Raw genomic sequence first — 23070 nt, 5'->3', positions numbered from 1 at the left:
GTACTTGCTGTCGTCATCGACAGGCCCCGGAGTCCGTGCCCTATTGAGGCAGGAGGACCCGGGAAGTGTTCACCGGAATCGTCGAAGAACTGGGTGAGGTCACCGCCGTCGAGAATCTCGGCGACGCCTCCCGCTTCCGGCTGCGCGGCCCCGTCGTCACCGACGGCGCGAAGCACGGCGACTCCATCGCCGTGAACGGAGTCTGTCTCACCGTCGTCGAGCACGAGGGCGACGAGTTCACCGCCGACGTCATGGCGGAGACCCTGAACCGCTCCAGCCTCGGCGCCCTCGGCGTCGGCTCCCGCGTCAACCTCGAACGCCCCACCGCCGTCGGCGCGCGCCTCGGCGGGCACATCGTGCAGGGTCATGTCGACGGCACCGGCGCGGTGTTGGAGCGCAAGCCCTCCGAGAACTGGGAGATCATCAAGATCTCCCTCCCCGCCGACCTCGCCCGGTACGTCGTGGAGAAGGGCTCCATCACCGTCGACGGCATCAGCCTCACCGTCGTCGACGCCGGCCCGGACCACTTCACCGTCAGCCTCATCCCCACCACCCTCGCCCTGACGACCCTCGGCCTCAAGCAGCCCGGCGACCCGGTCAACCTCGAGGTCGACATCGTCGCCAAGTACGTCGAGCGCCTCCTCGCGAACACGCAGGGCGCGCACACCCAGGGCGCGAACACGCAGGGAGCGGGCCGGTGAACTGGCTGAACTCCGAGGCCTTCGTCCTGCTCGACCAGCACATCATCTGGTCGGACATGATCGGCAACATCCTCGGCCTGATCACCCTCGCCCTCGGCTGGCGACGCTCGCTGTGGACCTGGCCGGTGCAGTTCCTCTCCGGCGTCGTCCTCTTCACGGCGTTCTACGGCCATCTGGCCGGCAGCGCGGGCAAGCAGGTCGTCGTCATGGTCGTCGCCCTGTACGGCTGGTGGCAGTGGAACCGCACCAAGGGCAGCGCCACGGACGGCGCCATCACCCCGCGCTTCGCCACCTGGCGCGAGCGCGCGGCGATGGCCGGCGCCGCCGCCGTCGGCACGGTCGCCGTGGCCCTCCTCTTCAAGGCCTACCCGTCCCTGTCCTGGGACCCCTGGCCGGACGCCTACATCTTCGTCGGCACCGTCGTCGCCATGTACGCCCAGGCCCGCGGCATGGTCGAGTTCTGGATCGCCTGGCTCCTCGTCGACCTCGTCGGCGTCCCCCTGAACTTCGCCAACGGCTACGCCTTCTCCGGCTTCGTCTACGTCATCTACGGCGCGCTCGTCCTGTGGGGCATGCGCGACTGGTGGCTGCGCTCCCGCAAGGGCGCGCAGCCCGCTCTGGAAGGAGCGCCGGCATGAGCACGGCACCGATTCTCTACAGCACGGACGGCATCGAGGACTTCGCGCTCGACCCCGTCGAGCAGGCCATCGCCGACATCGCGGCCGGCCGCCCGGTCGTGGTCGTCGACGACGAGGACCGCGAGAACGAGGGCGACCTCGTCATCGCCGCCGAGAAGGCCACCCCCGAGATCGTCGCGTTCATGATGAGCGAGTGCCGCGGCCTGATCTGCGCCCCCATGGAGAGCGACGAACTGGAGCGCCTGAAGCTCCCGCAGATGGTCGAGGACAACACCGAGTCGATGAAGACCGCCTTCACGGTCTCCGTCGACGCCTCCGGCGCCCACGGCGTGACCACCGGCATCTCCGCCGCCGACCGCGCCGCCACCCTCCGGCTCCTGGCGAGCGGCGACGCCGAGGCGAGCGACTTCGTCCGCCCGGGCCACATCTTCCCGCTGCGCGCCAAGCCGGGCGGCGTCCTCACCCGCAACGGCCACACCGAGGCCGCCGTCGACCTCGCCCGTCTGGCGGGACTGCGCCCGGCCGGCGCGATCGTCGAGATCGCCGGCGAGGACGGCCGCATGCTGCGGCTGCCCGAGCTGATCCCGTTCGCCCGCAAGCACGGCCTGACGATCATCTCCATCGAGGACCTGATCGCCTACCGCGGCAGCGCCGAGCCCACCGTCCGTCGCGAGGCCGAGACCCGACTGCCCACCGTCCACGGCACGTTCACCGCGTACGGCTACCGCTCCACCGCCGACGGCGTCGAGCACGTCGCCCTCGTCCACGGCGACCTCGGCGACGGCGAGGACGTCCTGGTCCGCGTCCACTCCGAATGCCTCACCGGCGACGTCTTCGCCTCCCTGCGCTGCGACTGCGGCCCCCAGCTCGACGCGTCCCTGCAGCGCATCCAGAGCGAGGGCCGGGGCGTGGTCGTCTACCTGCGCGGACACGAGGGCCGCGGCATCGGCCTGCTGTCCAAGCTGCGGGCGTACGAGCTTCAGGAGCAGGGCCACGACACCCTCGACGCCAACCTGGAGCTGGGCCTGCCCGCCGACGCCCGGGACTACGCGGCCGGCGCCCGGATCCTCGACGACCTCGGTGTGCGCAGCGTGCGCCTGATGACCAACAACCCGGAGAAGACGGACGCGCTCGTGCGGGGCGGCATCGAGGTCGTCGCGCGCGAGCCGATGCCCGTGCAGGCCGGCGAGCACAACATCCGCTACCTGCGCACCAAGCGGGACCGGATGGGACACGACCTGCCCTGGCTGGACACGGCCCCCGTGTCCCCCTGCGGCAACCAGTAAGCGGCAAAGCACCAGAGGAGAGATGTGAGCGGCAAGGGCGCACCGGAACTGTCCGTACGCAATGTGGGTGACCTCAGGGTCGCCGTCATCGCGGCACAGTGGCACGAGAAGGTGATGGACGGTCTGGTCGACGGCGCGCTGCGCGCCCTGCACGACCTGGGCATCGACGAGCCGACCCTGCTGAGGGTCCCCGGCAGCTGGGAGCTCCCGGTCGTCGCCAAGGTCCTCGCGGGCCGCGGCTACGACGCGATCGTGGCCCTGGGCGTCGTCATCCGCGGCGGCACCCCCCACTTCGAGTACGTGTGCCAGGGCGTCACCCAGGGCCTCACCCAGGTCTCCGTCGAGACCGGCGTCCCCGTAGGCATGGGCGTGCTGACCTGTGACACCGAGGAGCAGGCCCTGGACCGGGCCGGCATCGAGGGCTCGAACGAGGACAAGGGCCATGAGGCGGTGACGGCGGCGGTGGCGACCGCGGCCATCCTCCGCTCAGTATCCGAACCCTGGAGGTAGGCAGTCCGGCACAACGGCTAGGGTGGGCAGCACCATGTCCAAGAAGACGTTCGAGGGGCTCTTCTCCGAGCTCCAGCAGAAGGCCGCCACCGGCGACCCCGCCACTTCCCGCACCGCAGAACTGGTCGGCAAGGGCGTCCATGCCATCGGCAAGAAGGTCGTCGAAGAGGCCGCCGAGGTCTGGATGGCCGCCGAGTACGAGGGCAAGGAGGCAGCCGCCGAGGAGATCTCGCAGCTGCTCTACCACGTCCAGGTGATGATGGTCGCCCGCGGAATTACGCTGGACGACGTCTACGCCCACCTGTAAAACCCTTTCAGACAGTTCATCCCATTTCACGCGAAGGAAGCCGACCTCATGCTGCGCATCGCCGTCCCCAACAAGGGTTCCCTGTCAGGACCTGCGGCGGACATGCTGCATGAGGCCGGCTACCTGCAGCGCCGCGAGAGCAAGGAGCTGCGGATCGTCGACCCGGAGAACGAGGTCGAGTTCTTCTACCTCCGCCCCCGCGACATCGCGATCTACGTCTCCTCCGGCCGCCTCGACATCGGCATCACCGGCCGCGACCTGCTCATCGACTCCGGCGCCAACGCCGAGCCGATCCTGCCGCTCGGCTTCGCCCGCTCCACCTTCCGCTTCGCCGCCAAGCCCGGCACGGCCACCGGCATCGCGGACCTGGCCGGCAAGACGGTGGCCACCTCCTACGAGGGCATCGTCGCCAAGCACCTCGCCGACCAGGGCGTCGACGCCTCCGTCGTCCACCTCGACGGCGCCGTCGAGACCGCGATCGAGCTGGGCGTCGCCGAGGTCATCGCGGACGTCGTCGAGACCGGCACCTCCCTGCGCAACGCGGGGCTCGAGGTCTTCGGCGACCCGATCATGAAGTCCGAGGCCGTCGTCATCCGCCGGGTGGGCGCCGACGCCGAGGACGCCGCCGAGCCCAAGGTGCAGCAGTTCCTGCGCCGCCTCCAGGGCGTCCTGGTCGCCCGGACGTACGTGATGATGGACTACGACTGCCGGGTCGAGCAGCTCGAGAAGGCCGTCGCGCTGACCCCGGGCCTGGAGTCGCCGACCGTCTCCCCGCTGCACAACGAGGGCTGGGTCGCCGTCCGCGCCATGGTCCCCGCCAAGGAGGCCCAGCGGATCATGGACGACCTGTACGACATCGGCGCCCGCGCCATCCTGACCACGGCCATCCACGCCTGCCGTCTCTGAGGGACCCGGAAAGGTCCTGGAGGGGTTCGCGTAGAGGTGTCTGAGATGTCCGAGATGTCCAGTCTTCCCGTTCTTCCCGTCACCTTCCGGCCGGGCCGCACCCGCGCGGTGCTGCTCACGGCCGGAGTGGTGATCTTTCTCGTCATCGCCGCCGTCGCCCTGCTCCTGGAGCAGCTCGGCCCCGGCGAACGGCTCAGCTTCATCGTCACCGGGGCGCTCATCTTCTGGGTGCTGGCCCTGCTCGCACGGGTGCGGGTCGTCGCCGACGACTCCGGTGTCACGGTCGTCAACATCGCCTCGAAACGCCGTCTGGCCTGGGCGGAGATCCTCCGGGTGAACCTGCGTCCCGGCGACCCCTGGGTGTTCCTCGACCTCAGCGACGGCACCAGCCTGCCCGCGCTCGGCATCCAGCCCGGCATCGCCAAGCAGCGCGCCATCGCCGACGCGCGCACCCTGCGAGCGCTCGCCGAAGCGCGCTCCACGGCGGACCCCGAGCAACATCAGGGCTGACTCGGGGCCGTCCACCCTGCCGTACACGGCCATGTCTTGATTAATCTGTTGGCGGAGGCGTTTTCGTCGCGCCTCCGCCACTGATGTTCCCCCCGGTCTTCAGAGGCCCCCTGCTACCCGAGGAGTGACTCCCTCCAGCGATGGACGGATCGTCCTGTAGTACCTGCGCCGCCCCCTCCCGACCCATCGAGGCGGCGGCATGACCATCCCCCTGCTGCTCCTCGGAGCCGCGTTCCTGCTCATCCTCGCCAACGGCTTCTTCGTGGCCGCCGAGTTCGGCCTGGTCACGGTCGAGCGCCCGGAAGCGGAGAAGGCCGCCGCCGAGGGCGACCGACGAGCCCGTACGGTCGTCGAGTCGCTCAAGGAGCTGTCCTTCCAGCTCTCGGGCACCCAGCTCGGCATCACCATCACCTCCCTCGTCGTCGGCATGCTCGCCGAACCGGCGCTCGCCGAGCTGCTGCACGGACCGTTCACCGCGATCGGCGTCCCCGAAGGCGCCGTCTCCGGGGTCGCCGTCGTGGTCGGCATGCTGCTGGCGTCCGCCGTGCAGATGGTGATCGGCGAACTGGTGCCCAAGAACTGGGCGGTGTCCAAGCCGCTGCAGGTCGCACGGTTCGTGGCCGGCCCGCAGCACGCCTTCTCCCGGCTGTTCCGGCCGGTCATCGCCGTCCTGAACACGGTCGCCAACCGCCTGGTGCGCGCCCTGGGCGTCGAGCCTGCCGAGGAGCTGGCCTCCGCCCGCACCCCCGGCGAACTCGTCTCCCTGGCCCGTCACTCGGCCCAGGCCGGCACCCTGGAACAGGACACGGCCGACCTGTTCGTCCGGACCCTGTCCCTGGCCGAGCTCACCGCGCAGCACGTCATGACCCCGCGCGTGAAGGTCAGCGCCCTGCAGGCCTCGGCCACCGCCGAGGACGTGGTCAACCTGACCCGCGCCACCGGCCTGTCCCGTTTCCCCGTCTACCGCGAGAAGATCGACGAGATCGTCGGCATGGTCCACCTCAAGGACGCCCTGGCCGTCCCCGTCCACGACCGGCTGCGCACCCCCCTCGCCCGCATCGCCCGCCCGGCGCTGCTGGTCCCCGAGACCCTGCCCGTCCAGCCCCTGCTGGCCCGGCTGCGCAGCGAGCAGCCCATCGCCGTCGTCGTCGACGAGTACGGCGGCACGGCCGGGGTGGTCACCCTGGAGGACATCGTCGAGGAGATCGTCGGCGAGGTCCGCGACGAGCACGACGGGCAGGACAGCCCCGAACTGGCCGCCGCCCCGCCCGAGGACGGCAGGCCCGCCTGGGACGTCGACGGCAGCTGCCGCGTCGACACCCTCCAGCGCATAGGCCTGGACGTGCCCGAGGGGCCGTACGAGACGGTCGCCGGCCTCGTCGCCGACCTGCTCGGCCGGATCCCGGCCGTCGGGGACCGGGCCGACCTGCCCGGCTGGCGGCTCGCGGTGCGCCGCGTCGGCCACTACCGGGCCGAACGGGTCCGGCTGGTGCGGACCGGTCAGGTCGTGGAGGTAGCCCGATGAGCGCCCTCCAACTTCTCTTCGCCGCGCTGCTCGTGCTCACCAACGGCTTCTTCGTCGGCGCCGAGTTCGCCCTGATCTCCGTCCGCCGCAGCCAGATCGAACCGCTCGGCACCGCCCGCGCCCGCCAGGTCCTGTACGGCCTGGAGCGGCTGCCCCAGATGATGGCCGCCGCCCAGTTCGGCATCACCGTCTGCTCCCTCACCCTGGGCGCGGTCGCCGAGCCGACGGTCGCGAAGCTGCTGGAGCCGCTCTTCGAGGGCATCCACCTCCCGCACGGCATGATCCACCCGCTGGGCTATGTGATCGCGCTGGCCGCCGTGGTCTTCTTCCACCTCGTCATCGGCGAGATGGTCCCGAAGAATCTCGCGATGGCCGCCCCCGAGAAGGCCGCGCTGTGGCTCAGCCCCGGCCTGGTCGCCTTCGCCCGCGTCTGCCGGCCGATCACCGTCGCCCTCGGCGCCTGCGCCCAGGGCATCCTGCGGCTCTTCCACGTCGAGCCCAAGGACGAGGTCGAGGCGGTCTTCACCAGCGAGCAGCTCAACCGGCTGGTGGAGGACTCCGGCCAGGCAGGGCTCCTCGACCCCGAGGAGCAGGAGCGGCTGGAGGACGCGCTGGAGCTGGGCTCGCGCCCGGTGACGGACGTCCTGCTGGGCCGCGAGTCCCTGGTGACGGTCGGTCCGGCGGTCACGCCCGGCGAGATCGTCGCGCTCACCGCCCGCACCGGCTACTCCCGCTTCCCGGTCGCCGCGGACAACGGCGCCTTCATGGGCTATCTGCATGTGAAGGACGTCCTCGACCTGGAGGACTCCGAGCGGGCCGTGCCGCAGCAGGTGTGGCGTCCGATGACGACGCTGCGCTCGGAACTGCCGCTGGACGACGCCCTGACCGTGATGCGACGGGCGGCGACCCATCTGGCCCAGGTCGCGGACGCGTCCGGCAAGGTGCTCGGACTGGTCGCCCTGGAGGACGTGCTGGAGCTGCTGGTGGGCGAGGTCACCGACCCCGCGCACCGGGACGTCCCGGTGCCCGAGGTGCGGCTGACGGAGCCGCGGGCGAGCTCGCCCAAGGTCTCGGCTCCGGTCGAGCCCGGGGGACCCCCGTCGCCCGAGGAGGCGCTGGCCGGCTGAGGAGGGCCGCGGGATCCGTCACATCGCCGACGGATCCTGCGGCCCCCGCCCCGACAGCACCTCGCCGTACGCCTGCATCAGATCCGGCAGCCGCAGCGTCGACAGGTCGTCGCGGCTCAGCGAGCCCGGGTACATCGACAGCCGCAGATCCCTGTACGCGCAGCTCTTCTCGTACAGCGTCCGCAGGAACCGGCCGTTGCCCAGCTCGTCGATCCAGCCCTGGTCGACGACGTGCCCGGCGATCGAGCGCAGCTCGTCCAGGGCCTCCTCGTCCCACACGTCACCGTTCTCCGTGGCCAGCACCTCGCCGATGGAGGTGAGCTCGAGGGGGCGGTAGGAGGGGAAGTCGACGCGGGTCGTGAAGCGGGAGGAGAGTCCGGGGTTCGCGGCCAGCAGACGGTCCATGCCCTCCGGGTAGCCGGCCAGGATCACCACCAGGTGGTCCCGGTTGTCCTCGGCCCGCTTGAGCAGCACCTGCAGGGCCTCGTCGCCGTAGGCGTCGCCCTTGCCGTAGCCGGAGTTGGAGAGCGAGTAGGCCTCGTCGACGAAGAGCACGCCGCCGAGGGCGGAGTCGATGAGTTCGTTGGCCTTCACGGCGGTCTGGCCGAGGTACTCGCCGACCAGGTCGGCGCGCTGGGCTTCCACGAGGTGGTCGCCGCCGAGCAGACCGAGGGCGTAGAAGACGCGGCCGAGGATGCGGGCCACCGTGGTCTTACCGGTGCCGGAGGGGCCGGAGAAGACGAAGTGCCGTTTCGGCGGCTGGACCGGAAGGCCCTGCCCGGCTCGCAGCCGGGCCATGTTGAGCTGCGCCGACAGGGCCTTGACCTGGCGTTTCACCGGTTCCAGGCCCACCATGCGCTCCAGTTCGGCGAGCGCTTCCTCGAGTAAGACGGGGTCGGTGGGTCCGGCCGGCAGCGGGGAGACTCCGGTCGTCTTGTGGCGCACCGCGGGGTCGGCCGCCGAGGTCAGGGGGCCGCCGGGCGGGAGGTCGGCGGGGTCGGTGAGCTTCAGGTCCCGGCCTTCGAGGCCGAAGAGCGGGTCGAGTCCGTCCGGCCCGTCCCCGACGTCCTGCCCGACCCCGGTGAGCGTGATCGCCGCGAGGTCGGCGGAGTCGTCGTAGCCGTCGCCCTCGGCGATCGCCGCGAGCCGCGCGGAGGTGTCCATGAAGGCGGGGTCGACGCGGTGCACCGCCCGGTACAGGGGGAGGGCGGCCGCCGAGCGGCCGGTGCCCTCGTGGGCGCGGGCCAGCCAGTACCGCAGCTCCTTGCGCTGCGGCTGCTCGCTGCGGCAGCGCATCAGAGCCGCGGACAGCAGGGGCTCGGCCTGTCCGTACATCTCCAGCCGCACCCGGGCCATGCCGCCGAACAGACCGGCCTCTATGCCGAGCAGCGGATCGTCGAGCAGCGGGTCGGTGTGCCGGACGAGCTGGTCCCAGTCCTTGACCAGATAGGCGCGACACGCGTGCAGGAAGCGGACCTGGTGGTCGGCGTCGACGGGCGGGAGTCCGGCGAGCGCCCGGTCCAGCTCGGGCACATGGCGGCCGTCCAGCCAGTGCGAGGCGTGCGCCAGGAGCAGATCGCGCGGGCTCTCCAGCACCGGTTGCACCCACCAGCCCAGCCAGTACCAGGAGTTGAGCGTGCGGCGGTGCCGGGTGCGCTGTTCGCCGAAGCGCTCGCGGTGGCGGAACATCCTGAGCAGCGCGGTCGTCGTGTCGACGCGCAGCGCGTGCAGTCCGAGCCAGCCGTCGGCCATCCCGGGATCGATCCGCACCGCGGTGCGGAACTCCTCCTCCGCCTGCGGGTAGGCGCCCATGGTGTAGGCGTCCACGCCTCGTAGCCAGGCGAGGTCGGCCGGGGCCTCGGGGCCCTGCATGCCGAAATCCATCACGTCCCCCACAAACCGTGCCCCCGTCGGTCGGCCGCCGGGCCGTCGCCCGTCGGCTGCCTTGGTCGAACCGCTGTGCCGCGGACCGGAGTTGCAAGGTGCGCGCGGCAGTCGTCCGTAGGTCGCACCGAGGGCATCGTACCTGCGCGGGAGTCGCCCGCCGTAGGGTGCCGCACAGGCCGTTTGGCGAGGTGGGAGCAGACGGGGCGCACTGTGGACGGTGACCCTGGGTGAGTGTCCGGCGTCGTTTCGCGTCCGAAAGGCGGCGCGGAGAGCGGGGCGAGGGCAGAACGAAGCCCCCGATCACGGGGGAACAACCGGGGGCTTCGCGTCTGAGAGCGGCGGGCAATGCCGCATATTGAGAACGTAAGTCCTGTCCGGGCCGTCGGTCAAGCGCAGTCGAGGCACTTGGCCAAGTTCGCGTGCAGGGCTCTTCACACGTTCACCACATCGCGGGCGGTCCCTCACGGTGCGTGACATCGTGCCGCGGCGCGGGATGTCCCACAGGCCCCGGCAGCACCTCGTACCCCTCTGCCAACTGCCGTACCAATAGGTCGGCATAGGGTCTCGACGGGTCCTCGGCGAAGTGCTGGACCTCGGCCCTGACCCACCCGTCCCAGAAGTCCCGCTGTTCCTCCCCGTCCCGCGACCGGCCGCGGGCCCAGGCGTCCTCGCGGGGCGTCTCCAGCCACAGCAGGCACGCCAGGTACGGCCGCAGGGCGCGGCGGCCCGCGCCGACGCCCTCGATCAGGACCACGGGGGCCGCGGGCAGCGGGCGGGGCGGGCCGAAGCGGCGGGCGTGCCAGTCGTAGGGGGCGTAGTGCGCGCTCTCGCCGCGACCGAAGGGCTCGATGACCTGGGACAGCAGTCGCCCGGTCCACGCGAACGGCTCGTCGTGGCTGGCGAGGTCGTCGAGGTGGAGCACCGGCGCACCGCCCAGCACCTCGGCCAGCCGCCCGGCGAACGTGGACTTCCCGGAGCCGGCGTGCCCGTCGACGCCGACGAGGCGGACCGGGCCGCAGGACGGGGGGAGCCGGCGGAGCCGGGCGGCTGACTGGCGGATGGCGGGTCCTGGAGTGCGGGGAGGGGGCGTGCGGGGCGCGGCGCGTCAGTCTAGTGCGCGGGGGAGGAGCCGCCGCAGGTCACGCCAGTGGCCCAGACCCATATTGGTGGGCGTGGCACGGCCGGAGGTGCTGGCAGGCGCGCCCGCCTGCGGCCATAGTGGGCGCACAGCCGTGCACCGGACTCGCACCGACTCGGACACCCTGGGGGTCATCCACCCATGAGCAGCGCCGAACAGCCGTCCCGCAGAACGGTCCTCGCCGCCGCGGTCGCCGCCACCATGACCGCGGGCGCGGCGGGCCCCGCGTCGGCGGTCGCCGACGCCGAGGACGCCGAGACGCCCCCGGCCCGCACCGTCGACCACCGCTCCTGGACCACCTACGCCGACTGGCGCGCCGGCGCCGCCCAGGGCACCCGTGCCGTCGCCGGCGAGCGTCCGGGCCTGGCCCTGGCCACTCCGCTCGGCACCGTCGACTACACCGACCCGCACACCAAGACCACCGCCGCCTGGGAGTACGCGACCTGGACGTCCCCGGTCCACCAGCTCGCCGTCCCCGCGACCGAGGCCATCGCCTCCTGGAACGCGAGCACCCCGGCCGGCACCTGGATCCAGATCGAGCTGACCGGCTCCTACTCCGACGGCACGGCCACCCCGTGGTACGTGATGGGCCGCTGGGCGGCCGGCGACCAGGACATCAAGCGGACCTCCGTCGACGACCAGACCGACGGCAGGAGCACGGTCTGGACGGACACCTTCGCGGTCGACGACCCCGCCACGGGCCTGCGCCTCACGTCGTACCGGCTGCGGCTGACCCTTTACCGCAGGCCCGGCACCAAAATCACGCCGACCGTGTGGCGGCTGGGCGCGATGGGCTCCGACGTCCCCGACCGCTTCACCGTCCCGGCGTCGGCCCCCGGTCTCGCCCAGGAGCTGGCCGTCCCGCGCTACTCGCAGGAGATCCACCAGGGCCAGTACCCCGAGTACGACAACGGCGGCGAGGCCTGGTGCAGCCCCACCTCCTCGCAGATGATCGTCGAGTACTGGGGCGGCAGGCTCACCTCCGGACAGCTGGCCTGGGTCGACCCGTCCTACGCCGACCCCCAGGTGTGCCACGCGGCCCGGTACACCTACGACCACCAGTACGGCGGCTGCGGCAACTGGCCGTTCAACGCGGCCTACGCGGCCACCTTCAAGGACCTCCAGGGCGTGGTGACCCGGCTCGCCTCCCTCACCGACCTGGAGACGCTGATCGCGGCCGGCATCCCGGCCATAACGTCCCAGTCCTTCCTCAAGGGGGAGCTGACCGGCGCGGGGTACGGCACCTCCGGACACCTGATGACCATGATCGGCTTCACCGCCGAGGGCGATGTGATCGCCAACGACCCGTTCTCGGTGGACGACGCGGCGGTGCGGCGCGTCTATCCGCGGCGGGAGTTCGAGAACGTCTGGCTCAGGACCAAGCGGTACAACGCGAGCGGCAAGGTGGTCTCCGGGACCGGGGGCGTCAGCTACCTCTACTTCCCGGCGCGTCCGACCGCACGGCAGTGCAAGGCGCTGGAGGCGGTGGGCGTGCGCGTGTGAGGGAGGCGGCGGGCACGTGTGCGAGGCGTGTGCGGGGTGCGGGCGAGCCGCGCGCGAGGCGCGTGTGAGCAAGGTCTCGGCCGCAAAAGCCCCGACAGGTGGCAAGGTGGACGGATCGGTGGGGGGAGTCCACCCAGTACGTCCGACCTCAGCGAGCCGCCATGACCGCGCACAGCGCCACCGCCTCCGCCGCCGCCCGCACTCGCACCGGCGGGCCCCGGGACGACGGCCCGAAGATCGTCGAACACGTCCTGGGCTGGGTCCTCGTCGCGGTCGTCGCGATGCTCGTGACCCAGCTCGGACTGCTCTGACCTCGGTCCGGAGCACCGTTTCCGCGGTGCGACCGATGTGACCTGACCCACGGTTCGACCTGACATACTGACGTCGACCAGCCGACCGTTGGAGACCAGGGTCGAAATTGAGCATCAGCCAACAGCGCGACAGCGCCCGTCCCCGGGCGCGGGGAACCGAGCGCTCACTGGCGCGCCGCGCCGAACTCATCACCATCGGGCGCAGGTTGTTCGCCGACACGTCCTATGACGCGCTCTCGATGGACGACATCGCCCGGCAGGCGCATGTCGCCAAGGGGCTGATCTACTACTACTTCCAGTCCAAGCGCGGGTACTACCTGGCCATCGTCCAGGACTCCGTCGCCGACCTGGTCTCCTTCGCGGCGAGCGGTCTCGAACTGCCCCAGGTGGACCGGGTCCAGCGCACCATCGACGGCTATCTGCGCTACGCCGAGCACAACCACGCCGCCTTCCGCACGATCGTCAGCGGCGGCGTCGGCTTCGACACCGAGGTGCACGCCATCCGGGACGGGGTGCGCGCGGCGATCGTGGCGACCATCGCCGAGGGCGCGTACGGCCGCGGCGACATCCCCCCGCTGCCCCGGATGGGCCTGCTCGCCTGGGTGTGCAGCGTCGAGGGCGCCACCCTCGACTGGATCGACCGCCCCGAACTCTCCCGCGAGACCATGTGCGAGCTGCTGGTGAGGACCCTGGGCGGCGCGATGCGCGCCATCGAGGAGATCGACCCCGGCTTCCCGGCCCCGAAGCCGGCCCGCCGGGACGACTACTGACCCGCCGGGGCGCGCCGGAACCCGCAGGACACGCCTCGGGGCGGAGGCTCGTGGTCCCCCGCCCCGAGTGTCCGGACCGCCCCGGGCGCCCCGAAGGGCCGCGTGTCCGGGCTAGTTGATCGCCTTGATCAGCTCACCGCCGGCCGTGTCCCCGCTCAGCTCCCAGAAGAACGTCCCGCCCAGCCCCTGCTGGTTCTTGTAGGTCATCTTGGTCGCGATGGTCGCCGGAGTGTCGTAACTCCACCAGTTGTTCCCGCACTTGCCGTACGCCGTGCCGCCCACCGTCCCGGTCGCCGGGCACTTGGTCTTCAGCACCTTGTAGTCGTCGATGCCCTGCTCGTACGTTCCCGCCGCCGGGCCGGTCGCCGAGCCGCCCGGCGTCGACTGCGTGACGCCGGTCCAGCCGCGCCCGTAGAAGCCGATGCCGAGCAGCAGCTTGGCGGCCGGAATGCCGAGCCCCCTGAGCTTGGCGATCGTCGCCGAGCTGTAGTAACCCGCCTTCGGGATGCCGGAGTAGGAGTTCAGCGGCGAGTGCGGGGCCGTCGGTCCGGCCGCGTCCCAGGCGCCGAAGTAGTCGTAGGTCATGGGGTTGTACCAGTCGACGTACTGCGCCGCGCCCGCGTAGTCCGCCGCGTCGATCTTGCCGCCGGCGGTGGCGTCCGCGGTGATCGCCGCGGTGACCAGCTGACTGGATCCGAACTTCGAACGCAGCGCGCCCATCAGGTTCTTGAAGGCCGCCCGGCCGCTGGTGTCACAGGTGTTGCCGCAGGCGTTGGGGTACTCCCAGTCGATGTCGATGCCGTCGAAGACGTCGGCCCACTTGGAGTTCTCGACCAGGTCGTAGCAGGACTGGGCGAAAGCGGCCGGGTTCCTCGCGGCCTCGCCGAAGCCGCTCGACCAGGTCCAACCGCCGAAGGACCAGAGGACCTTGAGTCCGGGGTGCTTCCTCTTCAGCTCGCGCAGCTGGTTGAAGTTGCCGCGCAGCGGCTGGTCCCAGGTGTCGGCGACGCCGTCGACGGACTCGGCCGCGGTGTAGGTCCGGTCGGTGGCCGCGTAGGCGTCGCCCATCGCGCACTTGCCGCCGGTGACGTTGCCGAAGGCGTAGTTGATGTGGGTCAGCCTCGCGGCGGAGCCCGACGTCTCGATGTTCTTGGCGTAGTACTTGCGGTCGTAGGTGCCCCATTCGGTGAAGTACCCGACGACCTTGGATCCGGCGGCCTTCGGCTGCGCGGGAGTCGCGGCCGTGGCGGTGGCCGTGCCGGCGCCGGCTAGCAGGCCCGCGCCGAGGACCGCGCAACAGGCGGCCGAGACGAGGGCCCGCCAACGGGAGCGGTGGGGAGTGAGCTGCATCAGGAGTCACCTCGTGGGGGAGAGGGGACGCGTACCGTTTGGCATGAACGCGGTAGCGCGGTGCCGCGAGCGTAGGAGGACTAGACCAGTAGGGTCAATGGTTCGGACCAATCCGGCACGGTCATCGCCCTTCGCCCAGCGGGTCCGTGGACTCGCTGAACTGTCCCGGCCGCACCTGCGGCGCCGCGAGCTTGGTCCACTCCGGGTCGTGGCGCCCGGGCAGGGTGAGGCCTCGGTCGGCCCAGAGGCGCATCAGCTCGCGGTAGATGGGCGGGTCCTGCGGGGGCGGTGGGGCGAGCGGGGGCGGCGGAGTCAGCGGAACCGATTCTGCGTACGCGGGGACGAAGAGCTGGCGATGCCGTCCGCGCGGCGCTGTGTAGGTGGGGGACATACCAGGGCAACGCGAGGCGCGACGACAGGTCACGGCTCGTGCGGCCGAGCGTGAGTTCGGGGCGTGCCCCCGGCTCGGGATCCGGCTCGTGGCCGGTCGCGCATCTGGTCGACGGGCGCGGTCTGACGTACCGTCAAATCCCTTGTCTCCAGGGAGGTGCGCCCGTGGTCGACGACCGTCCCGTGCCGCTCGACGAGTACCCCGTCCACCAGGTGCCCCTGTCGATGAAGCATGTCGCGACCGGGGACCGGAACGCCTACGACCGCTGCATCTTCCACGTCCTCGACCATCACGGCCGCGCCCTGCTGATCGCCGGTCTCGGGGTCTACCCCAACCTCGGGGTGATCGACGCCTACGCCACCCTGCGCCGAGGCGACGCCCTGCACGCCGTCCGCGCCTCCGACGCCCTGGGCGAGGACCGCATGAACCTGGCGGTCGGGCCGCTGCGCATCCGCGTCGAGCGGCCGCTGCGGGACTTCGTGCTGAGCTGCGCGGCGGACCCGGCCGACCCGGCCGGACTGTCGTACGAGATCCACTGGTCGGCGGACTTCCCCGCGCTGTGGGAGCCGCACCACCAGCAGCGGCGCGGGGGCAGGCTCACGCTGGAGGGGAAGCGGTTCGTGCAGGCGGGCCGGTGTGTGGGGTGGCTGCGCGCGGGCGGCGAGGAGACCCGGCTGACGGCGGGCGCGTGGACCGGCACCCGGGACCGGAGCTGGGGGGTGCGTCCAGTGCCCGGCGAGGAGGGCGGGCGGCTGGCCCAGGACCATCCGACCGAGGGCTTCCACTGGATCTGGTGTCCGGTCCGCTTCGACGACCGCTTCCTGATGGTGATCACCCAGGAGGACGCAGACGGCCACCGCTCGCTGAACGACGCCACCCTTGTGCGCCCCGGCCGCCGTGACCGCCAACTCGGCTGGCCCCGGGCCGAGATCGCCTACCGGCCCGGCACCCGGCACCCCGAGCGCGCCCTCGTCCACCTCGGCGACGTCCGCAAACCCCTGGAGCTGGAGGCGGAGATCCTCACCTCCTCCCCGCTCGCGATCGGCGCCGGCTATCCGCCCGCCGACGACTGGCAGCACGGCGCCTGGCGCGGCCCCGGCTGGACCGACCGCCGCGTCTACGACCTGACGGAGCCCCACCTCCTGGCCGGCTACGGCGTGACCGACCACTCCGCCCGCTTCCGTCTCGACGGTCAGACCGGCTACGGCGTCTTCGAGCACGGCTCCTTCGGCCGCCATGACCCGAGCGGCTTCACCGGCTTCGACTCGGTCGCGCCGTAAGCGGACGCGCGGGAAGACTCGTAGGAGGGCTCACCGGAAGGCCACCGGAAGTCTCACGGGAAGGCCCGTAGGAAGGCTCGTAGGAAAGGAAGTTGACGCGAATGGCCACGGCGCCCCGTCCCCGTACCACCACCCGCGACCCCGAGACGCTCGCCCGCCGGCTGACCGCCTGGCTCGACGCCCGTCTGCCCGGCGCCGCGGCCGTCTCCGTCGCCGTCCCCGCCTCCAACGGCATGTCCAGCGAGACCCTGCTCTTCGACATCGAGCATCCCCCCTCGCCCGTCCGTGCCTGTGCGTTGAGGCTCGAGGCGGATCCGTCGGCGTACACGGTCTTCCCGGTGTACGACATGGTCCGCCAGTACCGCACGATGCGTCTGGTGGCCGAGCGCACGGACGTGCCCGTGCCGCGCGTGCTGTGGCTGGAGGAGGACCCGGGGCCGCTGGGCGCTCCGTTCTTCGTGATGGAACGCGTCGAGGGCCGGGTTCCGCCCGACGTCATGCCCTACACCTACGAGGGCAACTGGCTGCACGCGGCGAGCGACGCGGAGCGGGAGCGGCTGGAGGCGGCGACGATCGGCCTGGTGGCCCGACTGCACGACCAAGTTCCCCCGGACGAAGCCGAGTTCCTCGAGCTACCGGGCGACGGCGACGCCCTGCGCCGGCATGTCGCAGCCCAACGCGCCTACTACGACTGGGTGGTGGACGGAGTCGCCCGCTCGCCGCTCATCGAGGACGCCTTCGACCGGCTCGCCGACCTCTGGCCCCAGGACCCGGGCAGGCCGGTGTTGACCTGGGGCGACGCCCGCATCGGGAACGTGATCTACGACGGCTTCGCGCCCGTGGCCGTCCTCGACTGGGAGATGGCGGCCCTGGCCCCGCGCGAGGTCGACCTCGGCTGGACGATCTACCTGCACCGCTTCTTCCAGGACCTCACCCTCGCCTCCGGCGGGCGCGGACTGCCGGACCTCCTGCGCCGCGACCGAGTCGAACGACGGTACGCGCGGCTGACCGGCCACACCCCGCGGGACATGGACTTCCACATCCTGTACGCCGCCCTGCGGCAGGCGATCGTGATGCTGCGCGTCGCCTATCGACAGGTGCACTTCGGCGAGAGTGCCGTCCCACGGGATCCGGACACGCTGATCCTGCACCACGGCAGTCTGCGGGCCATGGTGCAGGGCAGCTACTGGGGTTGAGCCGCGGGGCGGCTACGGAGTGGAGCGCGGAGGGCCGTTCAGGCGGCCTCGCGGCGCATCGTCGGCACGCGCATCGGGCGTGAGCCCGGGCCGCCGACGTGCGAGAAGGGCTGGGTGCGCCAGTCGAGCCCCTGAGGGAGCGTCAGCAGGAGCGCGGTGTCCTGCTCCTGGAGCTCCGCGGACTCGTCCGCCGGCCGGGCCTCCGACGCCCCGCGGCCGGTGCCGGCGCAGACCGTGAGCCCGAAGGGGTTCCACGGCGAGGCGCACAGCGCGTGCTCCGGGAGCACTTCCTCGTCGGCCAGCAGGGCGATGGGCTGCGCGCAGTCCGGGCAGATCACCCGGTACATCTCGAAGGTGTCGTAGGCGTCGAACTCGTCGGCGTCGTCGAGGCCGTCGGGTTCGACGCCCTCCGGCTCGGGCTCGACGACCGAATGGAGCCGCTTGGGCACGGTGCGACCAGGGCGCTTAAGACTCTGCATGGGATTCTCCCCCTCGGGCTGGGCCGTGAAGGCACTGCGGCCTCGACCACAGCAAGCACTTCCCAACCCGTCTCGGCGGTAATCACGAGGACATCACGAAGCCCTCACGAGCGCTGTGGCGTTCGTCACATGCCAACCGCAGATGCTCCAGGGATGCTCCGCGGACGCCCCACGGGCACGGCTCTCCGCCACATCACAAACCGGCTATGACCTGGGCTGCATAGGTATACGCGGAGATCGCCCGCACGGTAAGTTCTTGCGTCATGGAGGAGCTGGACCGACAAATCGTGCAGCTGCTCGTCAAGGACGGGCGGATGAGTTACACCGACCTGGGCAAGGCCACGGGCCTGTCCACGTCGGCCGTGCACCAGCGGGTGCGCCGACTGGAACAGCGCGGCGTCATCCGGGGCTATGCGGCCGTCGTCGACTCCGAGGCCGTCGGGTTGCCCTTGACCGCCTTCATCTCGGTGAAACCGTTCGACCCCAGCGCCCCCGACGACATCGCCGACCGCCTGGCCGACGTGCCCGAGATCGAGGCCTGCCACAGCGTCGCCGGCGACGAGAACTACATCCTCAAGGTGCGGGTGGCCACCCCGCACGAGCTGGAGGAGCTGCTCGGCCGGCTGCGGGCGCTCGCGGGCGTGTCGACCAGGACGACGGTGGTCCTGTCGACCCCGTACGAGGCCCGGCCGCCCAAGATCTGACCCAGCGGGGACCCACCTGCGTGCCGGGCGGCCGCGGGCAGGCGCGAGACTGTTCCCCATGAGTGAGCGCACCCCCGAGCCGAAGACCGTCCTGCTCCGCCGAGGAGAGGTCCACAGCCCCGCCGACCCGTTCGCGACCGCGATGGTCGTCGAGCGCGGCCAGGTCGCCTGGGTCGGCTCCGAGGGCGCGGCCGACGCCTTCGCGGACGGCGTCGACGAGGTGATCGACCTGGACGGCGGCCTCGTCACCCCGGCGTTCACCGACGCCCATGTGCACACCACGGCCACCGGCCTCGCCCTGACCGGCCTGGACCTCTCGACCGCCCCCACCCTGGAGGCGGCCCTCGCCCGCGTACGGGAGTTCGCCGCGGCCCGTCCGCGGGACAAGGTACTGCTGGGGCACGGTTGGGACGCCTCCCGCTGGCCCGGCGGCCGCCCGCCGACGCGCGCGGAACTGGACGCGGCCACCGACGGCCGTCCCCTCTACCTGTCCCGTATCGACGTGCACTCGGCGGTCGTCTCCACCGCCCTGCTGGACATGATCCCGAGCCTCGGCGCGTCGGGCGGTCCGGCGGGCGGTCCGGCGGGTGGTCCGGGGGACGGCCCGCTCACCGCCGACGCCCATCACGCCGTACGCGCCGCCGCGTTCGCAGCCGTGACGCCCGCCCAGCGCGCCGAGGCCCAGCGGGCCGCCCTCGCGCACGCCGCCTCCCTCGGCATCGGGTCCGTCCACGAGTGCGCCGGTCCCGAGATCTCCTCCGAGGACGACTTCACCGACCTGCTGCGGCTTGCCGCCGAGGAGCCGGGCCCGCGCGTCGTCGGCTACTGGGCCGAGCGGGCCGAAGAGGGCATCGACAGGGCGCGCGAACTGGGCGCGCTCGGCGCCGCCGGCGACCTGTTCGTCGACGGCGCCCTCGGCTCCCACACCGCCTGTCTGCACACCCCGTACGCCGACGCCGGCCACACCGGCACCGCCTACGTGAGCGCGGCCGAGGTCGCCGCCCATGTGACCGCCTGCACCGAGGCGGGGCTCCAGGCGGGCTTCCACGCCATCGGCGACGCCGCCGTCACCGCCGTGGTGGACGGCATGCGCGCCGCCGCGGACAAGGTCGGCCTGGCCCGGATCCGCGCCGCCCGCCACCGCGTCGAGCACGCCGAGATGCTCACCCCCGAGACCGTCGCGGCCTTCGCCGAGCTGGGCCTGACCGCCTCCGTGCAGCCCGCCTTCGACGCGCTGTGGGGCGGCGAGGAGGGCATGTACGCCCAGCGCCTGGGCGTCGAGCGGGCCCGCACCCTGAACCCCTTCGCGGCCCTCCTGCGGGCCGGGGTCCCGCTCGCCTTCGGCTCCGACAGCCCGGTCACCCCCCTCGACCCGTGGGGCACGGTCCGCGCCGCCGCCTTCCACCGGACCCCCGAGCACCGGATCTCCGTACGCGCCGCCTTCACGGCCCACACGCGCGGCGGCTGGCGGGCGATCGGACGCGACGACGCGGGCGTCCTCGTACCGGGCGCGCCCGCCGACTACGCGGTGTGGCGCGCCGACGCGCTCGTCGTCCAGGCTCCCGACGACCGCGTCGCCCGCTGGTCCACCGACCCCCGCTCCGGCACGCCCGGTCTGCCCGACCTGACCCCGGGCTCCGACCTGCCGGAATGCCTGCGCACGGTGGTCGCGGGACGGACCGTGTTCGTACGGCCGAGCGAGTGACCTCCGGAGGCGGCGCGGGGAAGATCACCCGTCCGCGCGCCGTCCTGCGAGCCGCGCTGTCTCCCCGCTGACCAGGGCATTGGCGGAAGAGCCGCAGGTCACACAGCTGTTGACAGCCAATGGCGGGGGGCCGGTAGGTTCGGCCGAGTCCACCACCGGACGCCCCGCCGGGGAACGTCCGCGCACTCGCCGCGGCGCCGCTGGGTCAGGGACGGTGTGCCGCACCGGGGCACCGCCACTGGCAGCCAGGCTCAGCGCCCGCGCCGCAGCGAGGGAACGTTCCGTCCGGTCGGGGCGGTGTGACCCGGGTGGGGCCCGGGCGCTCAGTAGACAACGGCTTTCGGTCGACCCGCAGCCAGCGGGCCCCAGGTCGGCCCGAAGAGCGCCGGGCCCCCATCCGCAGCATGTCCGGCCGCTTGGCCTCCGGGGCACGGTTGGGTGCGCCCGTGCGGGGTACGGGCGCACATACAAGCCCAAAAGCACGTTCTTACCCCGCTCTTGTGGAATCGACACCACCATACGAACGTGCGGTCACGTCAGCGCAGGCGGCGGCCACTATGGTGGTCCCCTGCGCATGGACACGGAGGGGCAGCAGTGAACGACGGCGACGGGACGCTCGCAGCACGGGACCGGGACAGGAAGTTCGGTCCGCTCGGGACGGCCTTGGTGATCATCCCCACCTACAACGAGGTGGAGAACATCAAGTCCATCGTGGACCGGGTGCGCGCGGCCGTTCCCGAGGCCCACGTCCTCGTGGCCGACGACAACAGCCCCGACGGCACCGGCAAGCTGGCCGACGAGCTGGTGGCCGAGGACGACCACGTCCATGTGCTGCACCGCAAGGGCAAGGAGGGCCTCGGCGCCGCCTATCTCGCGGGCTTCCGCTGGGGCCTCGACCACGGCTACGGCGTGCTCATCGAGATGGACGCCGACGGCTCCCACCAGCCCGAGGAACTGCCCCGGCTGCTCACCGCCCTCAAGGGCGCGGACCTGGTCCTGGGCTCCCGCTGGGTGCCCGGCGGCCGGGTGGTGAACTGGCCCAAGTCCCGCGAGGTCATCTCCCGCGGCGGCAGCCTCTACTCCCGCCTCGCCCTGGACCTCCCGCTGCGCGACATCACCGGCGGCTACCGCGCCTTCCGCCGCGAGACCCTGGAGGGCCTCGGCCTCGACGACGTCTCCTCCCAGGGCTACTGCTTCCAGGTCGACCTCGCCCGTCGCGCCGTCAAGGCCGGCTATCACGTGGTCGAGGTCCCCATCACCTTCGTCGAACGCGAACTCGGCGACTCCAAGATGAGCCGCGACATCCTCGTCGAGGCGCTGTGGCGGGTCACCGCGTGGGGCGTGGGGGAGCGGGTCGGCAAGCTCACGGGCCGGTCGTCGGACCAGCCGGAGCGCCCGCAGGCGGCCACGGAGCAGCAGGCACAGCCCCAGCAGTCCCCACAGCGGCACTCGTAGCCCCTGGCTGCCTCGCCCTCTGCCCTCCGCCCCCTGGCCCTCCGCCCCCTGGCCTCCAGGACCCTTGGCCTCCAGGACCCCTCGCTTCCTGGGCTCCAGGCCTTATGCCGCTCTGAGCCCGGTCGGGGCACACTGGGAGCATGACGACTGGCGTTCCCTCTCCCACGTACCCTGCCCGGCCCCGGCCCCGGCGCTCGCGCCTGCGGACGTTCCTGCCGCTGGGTCTCGCCGCGTGGCTGGTGCTGGAGATCTGGCTGCTGACGGCGGTCGCGGGCGCGGCCGGCGGGCTTACGGTCTTCCTGCTGCTGGTCGCCGGGTTCGTGCTCGGCGCGGTGGTCATCAAGCGGGCGGGCCGACGGGCCTTCCAGAACCTCAACGAGGCGCTCCAGCGCGGCACGACCCCCTCCCAGGGCGGCGGCAACGGCCTCATGATGCTCGGCGGCCTGCTGTTGATGATCCCGGGCCTGTTCTCCGACGCGATCGGCCTCCTCCTGCTCCTCCCGCCGGTCCAGAAGGCCCTCAGCGCCTACGGAGAGCGCAAGCTCCGCGCGGCGACGGCGACGGCGACCCCCGGCTCCCTGGGCGACGCCTTCCAGCAGGCCCGCATCCACCGCCCCGACGGCAAGGTGGTCCAGGGCGAGGTCATCAGGGACGAGCAGTGACGTTGTAGACGAGCAGTGACGTTGTAGGGGTCTGGTTGTAGGGGTCTGGGGGTCTGGTTGTAGGGCTCTGGGGAGCAAAGCCCCCAGAGCCGGAACCCCACTCACGCTCACGGACAGCAGCAGAACGACCGCAGCAAGCAGAAAGACCGCGGGCGCCGTACGTGAACCTCACGTACGGCGCCCGCGGTCATTGTCGTGCGCTGTATATCCGCCTGCGCCCCGCAGGGCTACGCGGACTTGCGGCTGTCTCGGGGATGCACCGCAAGGTTCATCGCCCCGGACCGCAGAACGGCGAGCCGCTCCTCGAGGACCTCTTCGAGTTCCTCACGGGTCCGCCGCTCCATCAGCATGTCCCAATGCGTACGCGCGGGCTTGGCCTTCTTCTCCTCAGGGCCGTCGCCGTCCACGAGGAGTGCAGGGGCTCCGCAGACCTTGCACTCCCACTCCGGCGGGATCTCCGCCTCGACCGAGAAGGGCATCTCAAACCGATGCCCCTTCTCGCATGCGTACTCCACGGCCTGGCGCGGGGCCAGGTCGATGCCGCGGTCCGTCTCGTAGCTGGTCACCACGAGGCGCGTGCCGCGAAGAGCTCGCTCACTCATGAATCGTGCCTCCCGGGCTTGTCGCCCACAGGACAGGTGTCGCTGTCGTCGTCATCCGGTCAACGTCCGGTCGGCGGTAAAGATTCCCGTTCCGAGTCCCGTTCCGGGTCATGCGTCGCCGTCGTAG

The 23070-nt window shown here is 71.8% G+C and carries 24 protein-coding genes; 18 read left to right on the top strand and 6 right to left on the bottom strand.

Going from position 1 to position 23070, the window contains the following annotated elements; translation table 11 throughout:
• Positions 1 to 65 precede the first annotated feature (65 nt).
• The 9 genes from OG562_RS06235 (at position 66) to OG562_RS06195 (ending at position 7510) form a co-directional block, all read left to right on the top strand.
• A complete protein-coding gene (locus OG562_RS06235; RefSeq protein ID WP_266394597.1) occupies positions 66 to 701 on the top strand; it encodes a riboflavin synthase in 636 nt (211 codons plus the stop codon).
• Positions 698 to 1339, top strand: coding sequence for a nicotinamide mononucleotide transporter family protein (locus tag OG562_RS06230; RefSeq protein ID WP_266394595.1), 642 nt, complete (start codon positions 698 to 700; stop codon positions 1337 to 1339). Before OG562_RS06235 ends, OG562_RS06230 begins: the two co-directional genes overlap by 4 nt.
• Positions 1336 to 2625 (top strand): bifunctional 3,4-dihydroxy-2-butanone-4-phosphate synthase/GTP cyclohydrolase II, encoded by a 1290-nt coding sequence (locus OG562_RS06225; protein ID WP_266394593.1) that lies wholly within the window; start codon positions 1336 to 1338, stop codon positions 2623 to 2625. Before OG562_RS06230 ends, OG562_RS06225 begins: the two co-directional genes overlap by 4 nt.
• Before the next feature lie 24 nt (positions 2626 to 2649).
• Positions 2650 to 3135 carry a 6,7-dimethyl-8-ribityllumazine synthase gene (gene ribH, locus OG562_RS06220; protein ID WP_266394591.1) on the top strand — a complete coding sequence of 162 codons (486 nt, stop codon included), beginning with the start codon at positions 2650 to 2652 and terminating at the stop codon, positions 3133 to 3135.
• A gap of 34 nt (positions 3136 to 3169) precedes the next feature.
• Positions 3170 to 3442: a phosphoribosyl-ATP diphosphatase gene (locus OG562_RS06215; protein WP_266394589.1), complete on the top strand. Its 273-nt coding sequence runs from the start codon at positions 3170 to 3172 to the stop codon at positions 3440 to 3442.
• Between the two features lie 48 nt (positions 3443 to 3490).
• On the top strand, positions 3491 to 4348 hold the full coding sequence (gene hisG, locus OG562_RS06210) for an ATP phosphoribosyltransferase (RefSeq protein WP_266394581.1): 858 nt from the start codon (positions 3491 to 3493) through the stop codon (positions 4346 to 4348).
• A 54-nt stretch (positions 4349 to 4402) separates the two neighbouring features.
• A complete protein-coding gene (locus OG562_RS06205) occupies positions 4403 to 4858 on the top strand; it encodes a PH domain-containing protein (RefSeq protein WP_266409069.1) in 456 nt (151 codons plus the stop codon).
• Positions 4859 to 5057: 199 nt separating this feature from the next.
• On the top strand, positions 5058 to 6383 hold the full coding sequence (locus tag OG562_RS06200) for a hemolysin family protein (protein WP_266394579.1): 1326 nt from the start codon (positions 5058 to 5060) through the stop codon (positions 6381 to 6383).
• Positions 6380 to 7510, top strand: coding sequence for a hemolysin family protein (locus OG562_RS06195; protein WP_266394576.1), 1131 nt, complete (start codon positions 6380 to 6382; stop codon positions 7508 to 7510). The genes OG562_RS06200 and OG562_RS06195 overlap by 4 nt, the downstream gene beginning before the upstream one ends.
• Before the next feature lie 18 nt (positions 7511 to 7528).
• Here OG562_RS06195 and OG562_RS06190 read toward each other — a convergent pair whose 3' ends face one another.
• Both OG562_RS06190 and OG562_RS06185 read right to left on the bottom strand, forming a co-directional pair.
• Entirely contained in the window at positions 7529 to 9394 is a 1866-nt protein-coding gene (locus OG562_RS06190; RefSeq protein ID WP_266394574.1) for an AAA family ATPase, read from the bottom strand.
• A 442-nt stretch (positions 9395 to 9836) separates the two neighbouring features.
• Positions 9837 to 10457: a uridine kinase gene (locus OG562_RS06185; RefSeq protein WP_266409067.1), complete on the bottom strand. Its 621-nt coding sequence runs from the start codon at positions 10455 to 10457 to the stop codon at positions 9837 to 9839.
• A gap of 219 nt (positions 10458 to 10676) precedes the next feature.
• Here OG562_RS06185 and OG562_RS06180 point away from each other — a divergent pair, with 219 nt between their 5' ends.
• The 3 genes from OG562_RS06180 (at position 10677) to OG562_RS06170 (ending at position 13119) form a co-directional block, all read left to right on the top strand.
• Positions 10677 to 12038 (top strand): peptidase C39 family protein, encoded by a 1362-nt coding sequence (locus OG562_RS06180; protein ID WP_266394571.1) that lies wholly within the window; start codon positions 10677 to 10679, stop codon positions 12036 to 12038.
• 161 nt (positions 12039 to 12199) lie between these two features.
• Positions 12200 to 12349 (top strand): SCO1431 family membrane protein, encoded by a 150-nt coding sequence (locus tag OG562_RS06175; RefSeq protein WP_266394568.1) that lies wholly within the window; start codon positions 12200 to 12202, stop codon positions 12347 to 12349.
• Between the two features lie 107 nt (positions 12350 to 12456).
• A complete protein-coding gene (locus OG562_RS06170; RefSeq protein WP_266394565.1) occupies positions 12457 to 13119 on the top strand; it encodes a TetR/AcrR family transcriptional regulator in 663 nt (220 codons plus the stop codon).
• A gap of 111 nt (positions 13120 to 13230) precedes the next feature.
• Here OG562_RS06170 and OG562_RS06165 read toward each other — a convergent pair whose 3' ends face one another.
• Both OG562_RS06165 and OG562_RS06160 read right to left on the bottom strand, forming a co-directional pair.
• Entirely contained in the window at positions 13231 to 14469 is a 1239-nt protein-coding gene (locus OG562_RS06165) for a glycoside hydrolase family 18 protein (protein WP_266394562.1), read from the bottom strand.
• Positions 14470 to 14590: 121 nt separating this feature from the next.
• On the bottom strand, positions 14591 to 14860 hold the full coding sequence (locus tag OG562_RS06160; RefSeq protein WP_266394560.1) for a hypothetical protein: 270 nt from the start codon (positions 14858 to 14860) through the stop codon (positions 14591 to 14593).
• A 164-nt stretch (positions 14861 to 15024) separates the two neighbouring features.
• Here OG562_RS06160 and OG562_RS06155 point away from each other — a divergent pair, with 164 nt between their 5' ends.
• Complete coding sequence (locus tag OG562_RS06155) at positions 15025 to 16140, top strand: hypothetical protein (protein WP_266394557.1); 1116 nt, start codon at positions 15025 to 15027, stop codon at positions 16138 to 16140.
• A gap of 101 nt (positions 16141 to 16241) precedes the next feature.
• Positions 16242 to 17336, top strand: coding sequence for a phosphotransferase family protein (locus OG562_RS06150; RefSeq protein WP_266394554.1), 1095 nt, complete (start codon positions 16242 to 16244; stop codon positions 17334 to 17336).
• A gap of 38 nt (positions 17337 to 17374) precedes the next feature.
• Here OG562_RS06150 and OG562_RS06145 read toward each other — a convergent pair whose 3' ends face one another.
• Entirely contained in the window at positions 17375 to 17815 is a 441-nt protein-coding gene (locus OG562_RS06145; protein ID WP_266394552.1) for a hypothetical protein, read from the bottom strand.
• 263 nt (positions 17816 to 18078) lie between these two features.
• On the opposite strand from OG562_RS06145, the gene OG562_RS06140 reads away from it, so the two are divergent.
• The 4 genes from OG562_RS06140 (at position 18079) to fxsA (ending at position 22341) form a co-directional block, all read left to right on the top strand.
• Positions 18079 to 18519, top strand: coding sequence for an Lrp/AsnC family transcriptional regulator (locus OG562_RS06140; RefSeq protein ID WP_266394549.1), 441 nt, complete (start codon positions 18079 to 18081; stop codon positions 18517 to 18519).
• 58 nt (positions 18520 to 18577) lie between these two features.
• A complete protein-coding gene (locus OG562_RS06135; RefSeq protein ID WP_266394547.1) occupies positions 18578 to 20224 on the top strand; it encodes an amidohydrolase in 1647 nt (548 codons plus the stop codon).
• Positions 20225 to 20818: 594 nt separating this feature from the next.
• Positions 20819 to 21679, top strand: coding sequence for a polyprenol monophosphomannose synthase (locus tag OG562_RS06130; RefSeq protein WP_266394545.1), 861 nt, complete (start codon positions 20819 to 20821; stop codon positions 21677 to 21679).
• Between the two features lie 140 nt (positions 21680 to 21819).
• Positions 21820 to 22341 carry an FxsA family membrane protein gene (gene fxsA / locus OG562_RS06125; protein WP_266394542.1) on the top strand — a complete coding sequence of 174 codons (522 nt, stop codon included), beginning with the start codon at positions 21820 to 21822 and terminating at the stop codon, positions 22339 to 22341.
• Positions 22342 to 22568: 227 nt separating this feature from the next.
• On the opposite strand, the gene OG562_RS06120 is transcribed toward fxsA, so the two are convergent.
• Entirely contained in the window at positions 22569 to 22943 is a 375-nt protein-coding gene (locus OG562_RS06120; RefSeq protein ID WP_020128921.1) for an RNA polymerase-binding protein RbpA, read from the bottom strand.
• Between the last annotated feature and the right edge of the window lie 127 nt (positions 22944 to 23070).

It is taken from the genome of Streptomyces sp. NBC_01275, from assembly GCF_026340655.1.
In the GTDB taxonomy this organism is placed as follows: domain Bacteria; phylum Actinomycetota; class Actinomycetes; order Streptomycetales; family Streptomycetaceae; genus Streptomyces.
Note: the sequence above shows the minus strand (reverse complement) of the source record. Positions and strands in the feature narration are given on the sequence as shown.